This window comes from Kitasatospora sp. NPDC101183 (assembly GCF_044767945.1).
In the GTDB taxonomy this organism is placed as follows: Bacteria; Actinomycetota; Actinomycetes; order Streptomycetales; family Streptomycetaceae; genus Kitasatospora.
Genome location: NZ_JBIWOW010000013.1, coordinates 202816 through 217702 on the forward strand (window position 1 = coordinate 202816; position 14887 = coordinate 217702).

Annotated in this window: 12 protein-coding genes and 1 riboswitch; of the genes, 6 read left to right on the top strand and 6 right to left on the bottom strand. The window is 74.3% G+C overall.

From position 1 onward, the window contains the following. Positions 1 to 110: 110 nt before the first annotated feature. Positions 111 to 1013: a LysR family transcriptional regulator gene (locus ACIRRS_RS20215; protein ID WP_402972439.1), complete on the top strand. Its 903-nt coding sequence runs from the start codon at positions 111 to 113 to the stop codon at positions 1011 to 1013. 562 nt (positions 1014 to 1575) lie between these two features. On the opposite strand, the gene ACIRRS_RS20220 is transcribed toward ACIRRS_RS20215, so the two are convergent. The 4 genes from ACIRRS_RS20220 to ACIRRS_RS20235 all read right to left on the bottom strand — a co-directional run bounded on the left by ACIRRS_RS20220 (position 1576) and on the right by ACIRRS_RS20235 (position 6866). Beyond that, positions 1576 to 3159 (bottom strand): alpha-amylase family glycosyl hydrolase, encoded by a 1584-nt coding sequence (locus ACIRRS_RS20220; protein WP_402972441.1) that lies wholly within the window; start codon positions 3157 to 3159, stop codon positions 1576 to 1578. Positions 3160 to 3334: 175 nt separating this feature from the next. Next, entirely contained in the window at positions 3335 to 3964 is a 630-nt protein-coding gene (locus ACIRRS_RS20225; protein ID WP_402972442.1) for a bifunctional 4-hydroxy-2-oxoglutarate aldolase/2-dehydro-3-deoxy-phosphogluconate aldolase, read from the bottom strand. Next, a complete protein-coding gene (locus tag ACIRRS_RS20230; RefSeq protein ID WP_402972444.1) occupies positions 3961 to 5565 on the bottom strand; it encodes an amidohydrolase family protein in 1605 nt (534 codons plus the stop codon). The genes ACIRRS_RS20225 and ACIRRS_RS20230 overlap by 4 nt, the downstream gene beginning before the upstream one ends. Continuing rightward, entirely contained in the window at positions 5565 to 6866 is a 1302-nt protein-coding gene (locus ACIRRS_RS20235; RefSeq protein WP_402972446.1) for an amino acid deaminase, read from the bottom strand. The genes ACIRRS_RS20230 and ACIRRS_RS20235 overlap by 1 nt, the downstream gene beginning before the upstream one ends. A 191-nt stretch (positions 6867 to 7057) precedes the next feature. On the opposite strand from ACIRRS_RS20235, the gene ACIRRS_RS20240 reads away from it, so the two are divergent. From ACIRRS_RS20240 to ACIRRS_RS20255, 4 genes are all read left to right on the top strand, one after another. Continuing rightward, positions 7058 to 8143, top strand: a complete 1086-nt coding sequence (locus ACIRRS_RS20240) for a sugar kinase (RefSeq protein WP_402972448.1) — start codon at positions 7058 to 7060, stop codon at positions 8141 to 8143. A gap of 31 nt (positions 8144 to 8174) precedes the next feature. Further along, complete coding sequence (locus tag ACIRRS_RS20245) at positions 8175 to 8924, top strand: IclR family transcriptional regulator (RefSeq protein ID WP_402972450.1); 750 nt, start codon at positions 8175 to 8177, stop codon at positions 8922 to 8924. 27 nt (positions 8925 to 8951) lie between these two features. Next, positions 8952 to 9368: a RidA family protein gene (locus ACIRRS_RS20250; protein ID WP_402972452.1), complete on the top strand. Its 417-nt coding sequence runs from the start codon at positions 8952 to 8954 to the stop codon at positions 9366 to 9368. Between the two features lie 112 nt (positions 9369 to 9480). Next, complete coding sequence (locus ACIRRS_RS20255) at positions 9481 to 10188, top strand: DUF2470 domain-containing protein (RefSeq protein WP_402972454.1); 708 nt, start codon at positions 9481 to 9483, stop codon at positions 10186 to 10188. A gap of 201 nt (positions 10189 to 10389) precedes the next feature. On the opposite strand, the gene ACIRRS_RS20260 is transcribed toward ACIRRS_RS20255, so the two are convergent. Beyond that, on the bottom strand, positions 10390 to 11376 hold the full coding sequence (locus ACIRRS_RS20260; protein WP_402972456.1) for a peptidoglycan DD-metalloendopeptidase family protein: 987 nt from the start codon (positions 11374 to 11376) through the stop codon (positions 10390 to 10392). A gap of 2 nt (positions 11377 to 11378) precedes the next feature. Continuing rightward, positions 11379 to 11562: riboswitch (cyclic di-AMP (ydaO/yuaA leader) on the bottom strand. A 312-nt stretch (positions 11563 to 11874) separates the two neighbouring features. On the opposite strand from ACIRRS_RS20260, the gene ACIRRS_RS20265 reads away from it, so the two are divergent. Then, complete coding sequence (locus ACIRRS_RS20265; RefSeq protein WP_402972458.1) at positions 11875 to 13419, top strand: MFS transporter; 1545 nt, start codon at positions 11875 to 11877, stop codon at positions 13417 to 13419. Positions 13420 to 13444: 25 nt separating this feature from the next. On the opposite strand, the gene purB is transcribed toward ACIRRS_RS20265, so the two are convergent. Continuing rightward, on the bottom strand, positions 13445 to 14884 hold the full coding sequence (purB, locus tag ACIRRS_RS20270; protein ID WP_402972460.1) for an adenylosuccinate lyase: 1440 nt from the start codon (positions 14882 to 14884) through the stop codon (positions 13445 to 13447). Positions 14885 to 14887: the final 3 nt, after the last annotated feature.

The window sequence follows — 14887 nt, forward strand, 5'->3', positions numbered from 1 at the left end:
GCGGCGGGGCAACGTGGTTGTCAGCGTAGGGACGGTTCGCATCGGAATCCAGAATGAGTCCTGGACCTTCCGATAGGCATTCCCCTATCGGTCTGGCCTACTCTTCGGGCATGGGATTCACCTTGCGCCAGCTCCGGGTCTTCCTGACCGTGGCCGAGACGCTGCACTTCGGACGGGCCGCCGAGCGGCTGCACATCTCCCAGCCGACGGTCAGCCAGGAGGTCGCCCGGCTGGAGCGGACGGTCGGGGTCGAGCTGTTCGACCGCAGCCGCCGCTCGGTGGCGCTGACGGAGGCGGGCGAGGTGATGGCCGCCGAGAGCGCGCGGCTGCTCGGGCAGGCCGAGTCGCTGCTGGCGAAGGTGCGGCTGCACGAGGAGTCCCGGCTGCGGACGGCCCGGATCGTCGCCTCGCCGAGCGTGGTGAACCGGCTGCTGCCGGCCGTGGTCAGCCGGGCCGAGCAGGAACTGCCGGGCCTGGACACCACCGAGGTCGCCGTCGACACCGGGCAGGTCTCCACGACCCTGGCCGCCGAGCTGGCGGACATCGGCCTGGGCCGCTTCCTCGCCGAGGTGGACGGCTACCGGCTGGAGCGCATCGCCGACGAGCCGGTGCACGTCGCCCTCGGCCGGGACCACCCGCTCGCCGGCCGCTCCGCCCTGCGGCTGGCCGAACTCCGGGACCTGCCACTGCTGTTGTGGCCGCGCGAGCAGCACCCGCGCTACTACGACCACGTGCTGGGCCTGTGCGCGGAGCACGGCATCGACCCGCCGGTGCTGGTCAGCCCGCCCCGGATCGTCGGCTCCCGGCTCTACCTGCTCGCCCGCAACCGGGCCTTCTCCCTCGTCCCCGGCTCGCTGACCGGCCACCTCACCGAGGACGTCGCGACGGTGCGACTGGAGGGCCGGGCCACGCTCCCGCTGGAGATGCAGTGGCGGCTGGACGACCGCCGGCCCCGGCTGGCCGCCCTGCGGGACCTGATCCGGCAGGAGGCGGCGGCCCTGGAGCGGCGGTAGCGCCTCGATGCGGGAATTCGTCCGGATTCCTGGGGAATTGCCCCTGGTGCGGCGGCCGGACGAGGCGCATGATGGGAAGTGGACCTGTGAGACAGCTGAAGGAGTTCGACCGCAGGAGGCAGGGGCGACGGATCGAGACGGATCAGGGTCCGCCGCTGAGCGACTACCTCGGTCGACGATCGAACTACCGGCCGGAGGGCGCCGAGCCCGGAGGCCACCCCCGCCTCACAGGTTCCCGGCGTCCACGGAGCATCCCCTCCGCTCCGTGGACGCGGCCGTGGCCACGGCCGACCCCGGGGTCGGACGGCCGGGGCCGGACTGTCCGAGTTGCCCTTGGCGACGAGCGGTTCGGGGCTCTTCGCGTCCGGCACGAAGGCACCGACCGGCTCGCGGTCGCGCAACTGCTGCTCGGCGGCGGCGCGGTCGGGGACGGTACGGACGTCGAGCGCCTCGCCCGCCTTGGCGCGGATCGTCTGCGCGAGCCCGTCCGCCTGCGGCGTGGTGCCGACGCCCACCGGAAGCCCGAGGAGGCCCAGCCGGGCCCAGCCCACCTCAGCCCACCTCAGTCCAGCTCGAACACCCCGTACGAGAACCCGCCCGCCCGCAGCTCCCCGTCCGCCGCCCGCACCCCCTGCGCGTCCAGCGGCCGTACGGACCGCCCCCGCGGCAGCGGCGCGGTGACCGGCTCGCGGCCCGGGTTGACGGCGACCAGGTAGCGCCCGTCCCGCAGGTACACCAGCGGGTACCCGGCGTTCAGCACCTCCACCGAGCCCGCCGTGCCCAGCCCCGGGTGCGCCCGACGCAGCACGATCAGCCGGCGGACGGTGTGCAGCAGCGAGGTCGGGTCGGCGCGCTGGGAGAGGACGTCCGGCCGGTGCGGGTCCGGGTCGACGGGCAGGTAGAGCCGCTCGGGCGCGGCGGTGGAGAACCCGGCCGCGGGGCCCGGCTCCCACTGCATCGGGGTGCGCGAGCCGGCGCGGTTGAAACGCGGGCCGAGCACACTGCCCTCGACGTCCGGCAGGCCGGGCACGTAGCGCATGCCGATCTCGTCGCCGTAGTAGATCGCGGGCAGGGTGGGCCAGGTGAGCAACAGGGCGAAGGCCGGGGCGAGTTGGTCGGCGGTGCGCGGGGCGGTGGCGAGGCGGGAGAAGTCGTGGTTGGCGCTGGGCAGGACGATCTGGCCGCTGCCCCGGGTGAGGTCGGCGGCGGAGCGGTAGGCGTCGAGGAAGGGCTGCGGGGTGCCGCGCCCCTCGGCCTCGAAGTAGCAGGCCTCCTGGTGCCAGGACTCCTCGACCGTCCCGCCGTTGTTGTTCCAGAGGCTGCGCAGGGGCAGGCCGTCGTCGGCGCCGCCGAAGTGCAGGAAGAAGTCGGCGTGGAAGCCGGCGGCGACGGCGGCGGCCGGGTCGCCCCACTCGGCGAAGAGGGCGGCCTCGGGGTGGGAGCGGTCGAGCCGGTCGCGCAGCTCCGTCCAGAGCTTGGAGGTCTCGGCCTTGTCCGGGTCGTCCTTGACCAGTGAGTACGCCATGTCGACGCGGAACCCGGCGACGCCGAGGCCGAGCCAGTGCTCCATGATCTCCCACAGGGCCGCCCGGTTGGCGCGGGGGCCCTCGGCGTCCACCGGCTGGCGCCAGGGCTCCTCGGAACTGCCGCGCGCGTAGCCGAAGTTGAGGGCGGGCTGAAAGTCGAAGAAGTTCGGCCTGTACCAGCCGGGGCGGCTGCCGGGCGAGGCGACGAAGCCGTCCACCGGGCGGTCGGACCAGATGTAGCGGTGGTCGGACGGGTCCTCGGCGGCGGCCAGGAACCAGGGGTGCCGGTCGGAGGTGTGCCCGGCGACGAGGTCCAGGAGGATGCGCACGCCCCGGCGGCGGGCGGCCTCGACGAGCGCGGCCAGGTCCTCGGCGCGGCCGTAGCGGGGCGCGGGGGCGAGGTAGTCGGTGATGTCGTAGCCCGCGTCGCGGAAGGGCGAGGCGAAGCAGGGGTTGAGCCAGACGGTGTCCACGCCGAGCCAGGCGAGGTGGTCGAGGTGCTCGGTGATCCCGGCGAAGTCGCCGATGCCGTCGCCGTCGGAGTCCGCGAAGCTCTGCGGGTAGATCTGGTAGAGCACGGCGTCGGCGAGCCACTGGGGGCCGGGGCGGGTCGAGGTCATGGCGGTGGGTCCTCCTGCCGGATCCGGGGCCGGGACGGGCGAGCGGCCGGGGCGGGCCCCGGGTGCCACCGATTCTCGTCCAATCCCGGCCGCCCCGACAGCCCGCCGCGACCTGCCCGTATCCCCGGCCACGGGCGCCCGGCCGGCTCCGCACCGTCCCGGTACGGGCCTTCGATCAGCCCCGCACGGCGGCGCAGGCCTCGGTGAAGGCCCGGGCCCGGCGGGTGATCTCCGCCCAGTCCCCCGCCGCGACGGTCTCGGGCGGCACCACGTCCGTCCCCGCGCAGACCGCCAGCGCGCCCTGGGCGAGGAACTCGGCGGCGTTGCCCGCGTTCACCCCGCCGGAGGCGACCAGCGGCACGTCCGGGTACGGGCCGCGCAGGTCCTTGAAGTAGCCGGGGCCGAACGCCCGGGCCGGGAAGATCTTGACGGCGGCGGCCCCGAGGTCCACCGCCCGGGCGACCTCGGTCGGGGTGAGCGCGCCGAGCACCACCGGCACCCCGGCGGCCCGCGCGGCCTGCGCGACCTCGGGCCGGCAGCCGGGGGTGACGAGGAAGGAGGCCCCCGCCGCGATCCCGCGCTCGGCCTGCTCGGCGGTGAGCACCGTCCCGACGCCGACCTTCCAGCCGGCTCCGGCAGCGCGTTCCAGATGGTCCGTCACATCCGGTGTGGTGTACGTGAATTCGGTGAATCCGATGCCGCCCTCGGCGAGTGCGGCGCAGAGCGCGGCGGCGTCGGGTATCCGGGGGGCGCGGACGACGGCGATGACCGGGTCCTCGCGCAGGTCGGCGGTCAGGGTGTTCACAGGGCCATGGTCCCTCGATCGGTGCGGCGCAGGGCGCGCCCGGGCCTGGCGCCCGTGGTGCGGCCCTGCCGGACGACGGCGGTGCCGTTGACGTAGACGTGCTCGATGCCCTCGGCGGGCAGCCGGGGGTGCTCGAAGGTGGCGGCGTCCCGGACGCGTTCGGGGTCGAGGAGCACCAGGTCTGCGTGGTGGCCGGGGGCGATCCGCCCGCGCCGGTCCAGCCCGAGGCGGGCGGCCGGGCGGCCGGTCATCCGGGCCACCGTCTCCTCCAGGGTGAGCACGCCCAACTCCCGGCTGTAGTGGCCGAGGTAGCGGGGGAAGGTGCCCCAGGCGCGCGGGTGCGGGCGGGCGCCGACGAGCAGGCCGTCGCTGCCCACGGTGTGGGCGCGGTGGCGCATGATCGCCCGGACGTTCTCCTCGTGGCCGACGTGCTGGAGGATCGTCGTCGCCAACTCGTCGCGGACGAGCAGGTCGAGGAAGACGTCGGTGCCGCTGCGCCCCTGTTCGGCGCCGAGGTCGGCGACCGTCCGTCCGACGGCGTCCGCCAGGTCGGGCGAACGCACGCCGGAGACCTGGATGGTGGCCCAGTCGGTGACGACGCCGTGGCAGCCGTCGCTGCCCCTGACCTCCACCTCGTACCTGATCCGCTCCCGCGCCTGCGGGTCGGCGAGGCGCCGCAGCGCCGCGTCGGGGCCGCCCTCGGTGGCCCAACTGGGCAGCAGGGCGGCCAGGGTGGTGGAGCCGGGCAGGTAGGGGTAGCTGTCCAGGGTGAGGTCGACGCCGTCCACGAGGGCCTCGTCGAGGAGGTCCAGCAGCTCGCCGGCCCGGCCCTCGTTGACGCCGAAGTTCATGGTGGCGTGGGTGAGGTGCAGGGCGCAGCCGGAGCGGCGAGCGATCTCCACCATCTCCTCGTACCCCTCCAACGCACCGCGCCCGTACGAGCGTTGGTGCGGCGCGTGGAAGCCCCCGTAGGCCGCGACCACGGTGCACAGGTCGACGAGTTCGGCGGTGTCGGCGTACATCCCGGGGGTGTAGCTGAGGCCGCTGGACATGCCGACCGCGCCGTCCAGCAGCCCCTGCGCCAACTGCTGGCGCATCCGGTCGAGTTCGGCCGGGGTGGGGGCGCGGTCGGCCCAGCCCATGGCGAGCATCCGCAGGGAGCCGTGCGGGACGAGGTAGCAGGCGTTGACGGCGACGCCGGTGCGGTCGATCCGGTCGAGGTAGCCGGCGACGCCGCGCCAGTCCCAGTCGAAGCCGTCCGGATCGCCGTTCCAGCCCGCGAGTTGGCGGCGCAGCGCGGCCAGGGTGGTGTCGTCGACCGGGGCGTAGGAGAGGCCGTCCTGGCCGAGGACCTCGCAGGTGACGCCCTGGGTGACCTTGGCCGGGTGCTCGGGTTCGAGCAGGAGGGCGAGGTCGGAGTGGGCGTGCATGTCGATGAAGCCGGGGGTGAGGACGAGACCGTCCGCGTCCACCGTCTCGGGGGCGTCGAGGCCGGGGCCGACGTCGGTGACGATGCCGCCCTCGATCCGTACGTCCGCGCGGTACCGCTCGGCGCCGGTGCCGTCCACGACGGTGGCGCCCCGGAAGACCGTGGCTCTCATCAGAAGAAGGTCCTCACGAGTCCGGTGACCTTCGGCTCCGCCGCGTCCGCCGAGTCCAGCACCGGGATGGCCGTCCACTTGTCGAAGGCCGTGCACGGGTGGGAGACACCCAGCCGCAGTACGGCACCGATCGGGGCGAGGTCGCCCGCGTCGCGCAGGAAGGCGTGCTGGTCGTTGAGCGCGGTGATCCGGGCGGCCGTGCCCGTCAACTCGGCGCCGCCGCGCACCCGGTGGGGTTCGGGCAGGCCCTCGTCGAAGGGCAGGTCGCGCTTGCCCGCGTCCAGCAGGGCGAGTTGGGGCTCGGGGCGGGAGACGACCCGCGCCCAGCCGTGCAGCGCGCTGCGCAGCGGTGTCGCGCCCGTGCCCCGGGCGAAGGGCGAGATGCCCCGGTAGAAGCCGTCGTCGTGGGCGAGGTAGGCGCCGGAGCGCAGCACCACCAAGGCGTCGGGCAGGCCGGCGAGCTCCTCGACGACCAGGTCGAAGTAGGCGCTGCCCCCGGCGGTGACCACCGGCCGGGCGTCGTCGGGGTAGGCGCGGGCGAGCCGGCCGTGGAGCGCGGCGAGGTCCTTGAGGTAGGTGCGGACGACGCCCAGTCCCTCGGGCCCGGCGTCGTGGGCGAGCGCGCCCTCGTACCCTCCGACCCCGGCCAGGCGCAGGGTCGGGGCGCGCAGCACGGCGGCGGCGATCTCGACGGCGGCGTCCACGCCCCGGGCGCCGGTGCGCCCGCCGGGGCCGCCGAGTTCGACGAGCACCTCGACGGGCCGTTCGGCCCCGGCGGCGGTCAGCGCCTCGTCCATCAGCCGCACGCTCTCCACGGAGTCGACCCAGGAGGTGAAGGCGAAGGCCGGGTCGTCGGCGAGTTCGGCGGCCAGCCAGCCGAGCCCGGCCGGGTCGAGCAGGCTGTTGGCGAGCAGGATGCGCCGTACGCCGAAGGCGCGGGCGACGCGGACCTGGGGGAGGTTGGCGAGGGTGATGGCGTGGCTGCCGGCCGCGAGCTGCGCCTGCCAGAGGGCGGGGGCCATGGTGGTCTTGCCGTGCGGGGCGAGGGCGACTCCGGCCTCGGCGCACCAGTGGGCCATGGTGCGCAGGTTGTGGTCGAGGGCGCCGGCGTCGAGGGTGAGCAGCGGGGTGCCGAGGTCGGAGAGGGTCGGCCCGGTGGCGAGCCAGTCGCGGACGCTGCGGCCCCAGGAGGACGGCGGGGCCGCCTTGAACCGCCAGTCCAGCGTCTCGTCGGCCAGGGCCGCCACCGCGCCCTCGGCGATGCCGGGCCCGGGGACGCTGCTTGCGAAGGTCTGCTCCACCGTCGTTCCTCCATCAGGGATGTTGCAACATGTGCAACGGGGGTTGCACATGCTGGCATCACGGTTCTAGCATCGGCGCCGGATCACGGTCAACGGAACCGGCGCCACCGCTCCTCGACCGGCCCCGACGCGACGACCCCCACGTCGTTCCAGGCACAGCGCGAACGGCCGCAGACGAGGAGCCCCAGCAGATGCCGCGACAGGACACACCCGCCCCGCCCCGACCCGGTCCCACCCCGGCCGCCGTGTGCGTGGGCGAGTCGATGGCCGTCCTGCTCCCGGACCGCCCGGGCCCGCTGGAGGCCGTCGAGAACTTCCGCCTCTCCGTGGGCGGCGCCGAGTCCAACGTGGCGGGCGCGCTGGCCGCGCTCGGCGTGCCGACCGCCTGGATCAGCCGGGTCGGCGACGACGGCTTCGGCCGCCGCCTGCTCGCCGAGGTCGCCGCGCGCGGCGTGGACGTCTCCGCCGTCGCCGTCGACCCGCACCGCCCGACCGGCCTCTACCTCAAGGAGGTCGGCGGCGCCTCCGGCCACCACCACGACCTCGGGCCCGGCCGCAGCCGGCTGCACTACCACCGGCGCGGCTCGGCCGCCTCCGCCCTCTCCCCCGCCCTGCTCGACGACCCGGCCGCCGCCGAACTCCTCACCGGCGCCCGCCTGTTGCACCTGTCCGGCATCACCGCCGCACTCTCCGACGACTGCCTGGCCCTGCTGCGCGCCCTGCTCGCCGAACGCCGACCGGGCCGGCTGGTCAGCTTCGACCTCAACTGGCGCCCGGCCCTGTGGCGCGAACGCGACCCGTCCGTCCTGCCGCCGCTGCTGGACGCCGCGGACGTGCTGCTGCTCGGCGCCGACGAGGCCGAGGACGCCTTCGGCACCGGCGACCCCGCCGCACTGCGCCGCCGCTTCCCCGGCCCGGCGACCGTCGTGGTCAAGGACGCCGCCCGCGCCGTCACCGCGCTGGAGCGCGACGGATCGGCCGTCACCGAGCCCGCGCTCAGCGTCGAGGTCGTCGAGGCCACCGGCGCGGGCGACGCCTTCGCCGCCGGGTACCTCGCCGGGACGATCCACGGCCTGGACCAGCGCGGGCGGCTGCGCCTGGGCCACCTCAGCGCCGCCTGCGCGCTCACCGCCCACGGCGACCAGGCCGAACTGCCGCCCCCCGCCGTGGTCACCGCACTGCTCGACGCCTCCGCCGCCGACTGGGCCGCCACCCGCGTCAGCGCGGCGGGCATCACCTGCCCCGCCCTCCCCTCCGACCGGGCCCGGGCACAATGAGCGGGACCCCCGACCCCCGGAGCCGACCCCGATGAGCCAGACCGTCACCCGCGCCCTGCGCATCCTCGCCCAGCTCGGGGAGGGCGAACGCTCCCTCGACCAGCTCGCCGAGGTCCTCGGCGTGCACAAGACCACCGTGCTGCGCCTGCTCCAGAGCCTGGAGGAGGAACGGTTCGTCTACCGGGACGCGGGCTACCGCTACCACCTCGGCGCCGGGCTCTTCGCCCTCTCCGGCCTCGCCCTGGAGCAGCGCGGCATCCGCCGCATCGCCGCCCCGCACCTGGCCGAGCTGAACGCCGCCACCGGCCAGACGGTGCACCTGGCCGCGTACGAGGGCGGTGAGGTCGTCTACATCGACAAGTTCGACTCCCGCCACCCGGTCAGGATGTACTCCCGGATCGGCCTGCGCGCCGCCCTGCACAGCGCCGCCGTCTCCAAGGTGCTGCTGGCGGACCTCCCGCTGCCCGAGCGCCGCCGGGTGGTGGCCGGGATCGAGTTCACCCCGCACACCGCGCACACGATCACCTCCCCCGAGGCGCTGCTCGCCGAGCTGGACAAGGTCGCCGCCCAGGGCTGGGCGCAGGACCACGCCGAGCACGAGTCGTTCATCAACTGCGTGGCCGCGCCCATCCGGGACGTCGGCGGCCGGGTGGTCGCCGCCGCCTCGATCTCGGTGCCCGACGTCGTCCTCCCGTACGAGCAGGTGCTGGACCTGCTGCCCCAGCTGCTCGCGACCACGCGCGCGGTCTCGGCCGACTGCGGCCGCCCCGACCACTTCTGACGAACCGTCACCAACGCAAGGAGCCCCATGTCCGCCGACTCCGACAAGACCGAGATCCGCACCGACGGCGCCCCCGCCCCCGCGTGGATGTTCTCCCAGGGCGTCCGCAAGGGCCCGATCCTCCAGGTCTCCGGCCAGGGCCCGCAGGACCCGGCCACCGGCGAGTACCTGTTCCACGGCGACGTGAAGGCGCAGACCCGCCGCACGCTGGAGAACGTCAAGGCCATCGTCGAGGCCGGCGGCGCGACCATCGAGGACGTGGTCATGTTCCGCGTCTACCTCACCAAGCGGGCGGACTTCCCGCTGATGAACGAGGTCTACGCCGAGTTCATCGACGAGAACATCACGCCGGGCGGCGTGAAGCCCTGCCGCACCACCATCTTCGTCGAACTCCCACAGGAGCCCATGCTGGTGGAGATCGACGCCCAGGCCGTCGTCGCCTGACCGCACCGCGCACCCCCGAGGGCCCGGACGTCCCGCACGTCCGGGCCCTCGCGCTTGCCATGCCCCGACCCGATGATTAGGTTAGGCTCACCTAACTCACTGGAGGTCTGTCATGAGCGACGCCGGGGCGCCCGAGCCCACCTACGCCGAACGCGCCCTGAGCCTGCTCGACGCCACCTCCTCGCTCACCGTCCGCGCCCTCGGCGAGCACCACGAACTCGACACCCCCGTCTCCGTCCACGGCTCCCGGCTGCGCCTGTGCGCCCCGCTCGACTCCCCGCTCACCGGCGAGGCCGCCCGCTCGAACGACGGCCTCGCCGTCGTCGTGGACGTCACCGACGTCTCCCCCGTCGCCGTCCGCGACCGCGTCCGCTCCCGCCTCACCCTCGCCGGGCGGCTGCACCTCGCCCACCTCACCGAGGACGGCCTCGGCGTCCACCTCCGGATCGACGTCGCCCACGCCGTCCTCGCCACCCCGTACGGCACCGGCGCGCTCACCGCCGCCGACCTCGCCCTCGCCGCCCCCGACCCGCTGGCCCGCCACGAGGCCGCGCTGCTCACCCACCTGGCGGACGACCACGCCGACGCCCTGCACGTCCTCACCCGGCTGCTCGACCAGGACCTGCTCGCCCGCCGCCCGGACGTCCGCCCGCTCGCCCTGGACCGCTTCGGCCTCGTCCTGCGCCTCGACCACCCGGACGGCCACCGCGACGTGCGCCTGGTCTTCCCCCAACCGGCCCGCGACGCCGACGACTTCGGCCACCGCGTCCACGACCTCATCACCGCCGCCCACCAGGGCCTCCCCGCCCACCGCGCCTGACGCCGGACAGCGCAAACGGCCGGCCCGGCCTCGTGGGGAGAGGTCCCACGAAGCCGGGCCAGCCTGGGCGTGTCCCGCGCCCATGTCCGCCGGTGCGGCGGTCACCCGGTCGAGCGGTCACCCGACATGACCATCCCGGGGGCCCGATTCGCCCCGCACCAGCGGTGGTTCAAGCAGCCCGACGCATCAGGGCCCGACGCGTCAGAGCGCGACGCCGTGCGCCCGCAGGTACGCGACCGGGTCGATGTCCGAGCCGTACTCCGGACCGGTACGGATCTCGAAGTGCAGGTGCGGGCCGGTCACGTTGCCGGTCGCACCGGAGAGGCCGATCTGCTGGCCGGCGGTCACGTTCTGACCGATCTTCACGCCGATCGACGAGAGGTGCGCGTACTGCGCGTACTTGCCGTCGGCGAGCTTGATCTCGACCTCGTTGCCGTAGGCGCCGCCGTTGCCGGCCTTCACCACGACACCGCCCGCGACCGCGCGCAGCGGGGTGCCGGTGGAGGCGACGAAGTCCTGGCCGGTGTGGTGGCCGGAGGCCCACATCGAGCCCGCAACGCCGTACGCCTCGCCGAGCTTCGGGTTGGCCAGCGGCGCGACGTAGCCCGAGGTGGCGGCGACCGGCACGGCGGTGACGGCCTGCGCCGGGGCGGCGGTGGCGACCTGAACCTGGGTCTGGACCTGGGCGGACGGCTTGGCGACCTCGGTGGTCACCTGGAGGTCGCCCTGCTGGGCGGCCTGCGGCGCGGCGGCCGGCTTCTGGGCGGGCGCAACAGGCGCAGCCGGCTTCTCGGCAGGAGCAGCCTGAGCGGCCACGTGCCCGCCCAGCGTCAGCTGCTGACCCGGGAAGATCAGGTTCGGGTCGGCGCCGACGACCGAGCGGTTCCGCTCGTACAGCGCGTGCCACCCGCCCTCGACGTGCTTCGCGTCGGCGATCTTCGACAGGGTGTCACCCCCGACGACCCGGTAGCCCTCCGCCGAAGCGGAAGCCGAGGCGGAGCCGGCAGCCGGAGCCGAAGCAGCGGGAGCGGGAGCGGAGGCGGAGGCCGGAGCGGCGTGCCCGCCGGTGTGGGCCTGGGCGTTCACCGCCGTCACCAGCGGGAGGACGAAGGAGACCCCGGTCACCGCGGTGGCGATGCCGATCCGGGCGGCGCGGGGCAGGGTGATACGACGAGCCTGTGCAGGCATGGAAGTTTCCTCTCCGACGCCTGCGAGGTGAGCTGTCGGGTTCGGGCTGGAGTTGCCCGGCCGCATGATGCGGCTTCACCCCAAGCCGGTCCTGGCCGTACGCACCCGAATGGGCACGGACACCGGTCCGGCGACTTACCTGTGGGTCCCCCGCTCCTGCCGTACAGAGTTCGTTGCGAGCCACCGGGCAGCGGCAGGACTCGGCGTTCCACCCGGTGGGTCCAACCGGGCTGGCCGGTCGGTCGCTGAACTAAAACTCATCCGTCCGGGTGAAGCAATGTCGATCTCTTGAACCCGCAACGATCCCCGCCGAAACGGTCACCCTCCGAACCCCCGGAAGCACCGTACGTGCACCATCCATTCACTCGGCGCCACTGATCCACGACCCTGCGCCGAACTCCGCGACGCCCCGCAGCCACCCGCTCACCCACCGCCCACCTCCGACACACCACCCGGTGACCCTTGTCACGCACACCCCAGCGGGCAGAGGATCTGCCCGTGGCCACCTCCGAGGCCGGCACCCTGCGCCTGGGCACCGCGCAGGGTCGCTGGGTACTACTGGCGACGGTGCTCGGCTCCAGCATGGCGATGCTCGACGGCACGGTCGTCAACGTCGCCCTGCCCCGCATCGGCGCCGATCTCGGCGCCTCCCTCGCGTCCCTGCAGTGGACGCTCAACGCCTACCTGCTCACGCTCGCCGGGCTGATCCTGCTCGGCGGCGCGCTCGGCGACCGCTACGGCCGGCGCCGGGTGTTCCTGCTCGGCGTGGTCTGGTTCGCGATCGCCTCCGCGGCCTGCGCCGCCGCGCCGAACATCCACGTGCTGATCGCCGCCCGCGCCGTCCAGGGCATCGGCGGAGCCCTGCTCACCCCCGGCTCCCTCGCCATGCTCCAGGCCGTCTTCCACCCGGACGACCGCTCGCCCGCGGTGGGCCTGTGGTCCGGCCTCGGCGGGGTGTCCGCCGCGATCGGCCCCTTCCTCGGCGGCTGGCTGGTGGACGGGCCCGGCTGGCGCTGGATCTTCCTGCTGAACCTGCCACTGGCCGCCGCCGTGATCGCCGTCACCTCCCGCTTCGTCCCCGAGAGCCGGGACGAGGGCGCGGCCGGAAAGTTCGACGTGCTCGGCGCCCTGCTCGGCGCGCTCTCCCTCGGCGCGATCACCTACGCCCTGACGGCCGCCGGCGAGGGCGTCTCCCCCGCCGTCTGGGTCTCCGGCGCGCTCGGCGTCCTGCTCGGCGCGGCCTTCCTGGTCGTCGAGCGCCGCACCCCGGAGCCGATGCTGCCTCTGGGCCTCTTCTCCTCCCGGCTGTTCACGGCCGTGAACCTCGTCACCCTCTGCGTCTACGCCGCCTTCAGCGGGGTGTTCTTCCTGCTGGTGGTGCAGCTGCAGATCGTCGCGGGGTTCTCCCCGCTGGTCTCCGGCTTCGCCCTGGTGCCGATCACCGTGCTGATGCTGCTCTTCTCGGCCCGCTCCGGGCGCCTCGGCAAGCGCATCGGCCCTCGCCTGCCGCTCACCGTCGGCCCGCTGCTGTGCGCCGCCGGGGTGCTGCTGATGCTGCGCACGGGCCCGCACTCCTCCTACTGGCTGGACGTCCTGCCCGCCGTGGCCGTCATGGGCAGCGGCATGACCCTGCTGGTCGCCCCGCTGACGGCGACAGTGCTGGCCGCCGTGGAGGTGCGGCACGCGGGCATCGCCAGCGGCGTCAACAACGCCGCCGCCCGCGCGGCCGGCCTGCTCGCCGTCGCCGCCCTCCCCTCCCTGGCCGGGCTCAGCGGGGACGCCTACCGCGTCCCGTCCTCGGTGGACTCCGCCTTCCACACCGCGATGCTGATCTGCGCGGGCCTGCTCACCGCGGGCGGCCTGACCGCCTTCGCGACCATCCGCGGCAACGTCCTGGCCCCGGACGACGAGGCGCAGCCGGTGGCCGAGCCGAACTGCGACTGGCCCTGCGGCACCACCACCCCGCCGCTGGACCCGGGCCGCACCCGGACGCCCGAGGGCCCCGCCACCGGAACGGCGACGGGGCCCTCGAAGAAGACCTGACGAATGGTCAGAGAATGTCGCCCTATTAGAGGATGTCGGCCGGAGCGTACTTCGCCGCCTCCGGGTACGCGGCCGCGACGGCCTCGACCCGGCGGACGACCTCGGCGACCTGCGCCCCGGCCGCGCCCGTGAAGGACAGCCTGTCGGCCAGCAGTGCGTCCAGCGCGGCCCGGTCCAGCGGAATCCGCTCGTCGGCGGCGAGGCGGTCCAGCAGCTCGTTCTCCCGGGCGCCCGCGCGCATCGCCAGCGCCGAGGCGACGGCGTGCTCCTTGATGACCTCGTGCGCGGTCTCGCGGCCCACGCCCGCGCGCACCGCGCCCATCAGCACCTTGGTGGTGGCGAGGAACGGCAGGTAGCGGTCGAGCTCGGCCTCGATCACGGCGGGGAAGGCCCCGAACTCGTCCAGGACGGTGAGGAAGGTCTCCAGCAGGCCGTCGAAGGCGAAGAACGCGTCCGGCAGCGCGACCCGGCGCACCACCGAGCAGGAGACGTCGCCCTCGTTCCACTGGTCGCCGGCCAGCTCGCCGGTCATCGACGCGTAGCCGCGCAGGATGACGGCCAGGCCGTTGACGCGCTCGCAGGAGCGGGTGTTCATCTTGTGCGGCATCGCGGAGGAGCCGACCTGGCCCTCCTTGAAGCCCTCCGTGACCAGCTCGTGCCCGGCCATCAGGCGGATGGTCTTGGCCAGGCTGGACGGCGCGGCGGCCAGCTGGACGAGGGCGGTGAGCACCTCGAAGTCCAGCGAGCGCGGGTAGACCTGGCCGACGCTGGTCAGCACGTTGTCGAACCCGAGGTGGGAGGCCACGCGGCGCTCCAGCTCGGCCAGCTTGTCCGTGTCGCCGCCCAGCAGGTCCAGCATGTCCTGGGCCGTACCGACGGGGCCCTTGATCCCGCGCAGCGGGTAGCGGGCGATCAGCTCCTCCAGGCGGCGGAAGGCGACCAGCAGCTCGTCCGCGATCGACGCGAAGCGCTTGCCCAGGGTGGTGGCCTGCGCGGCCACGTTGTGCGAGCGGCCGGCCATGACCAGCTCGGAGTGCTGCGCGGCCAGGCTCGACAGGCGCACCAGCACGGCGACCGTACGGTCCCGCACGTGCTCCAGGGACTGGCGGATCTGCAGCTGCTCGACGTTCTCGGTCAGGTCCCGGGAGGTCATCCCCTTGTGGATCTGCTCGTGCCCGGCGAGGTCGCTGAACTCCTCGATGCGGGCCTTCACGTCATGGCGGGTGACCCGCTCACGGGCGGCGATCGAGCCGAGGTCGACCTGGTCGATCACCCGCTCGTAGTCGGCGACGGCCGTCGCGGGCACCTCGACGCCGAGGTCCTGCTGGGCCTTCAGGACGGCGAGCCACAGGTGGCGCTCGAGGACCACCTTGTGCTCGGGGGACCACAGCTGGGCCAGGGTCGCCGAGGCGTACCGGGAGGCCAGGACATTGGGGATCTGGGGCTTCGCGCTCACGCTTCGCAAGCC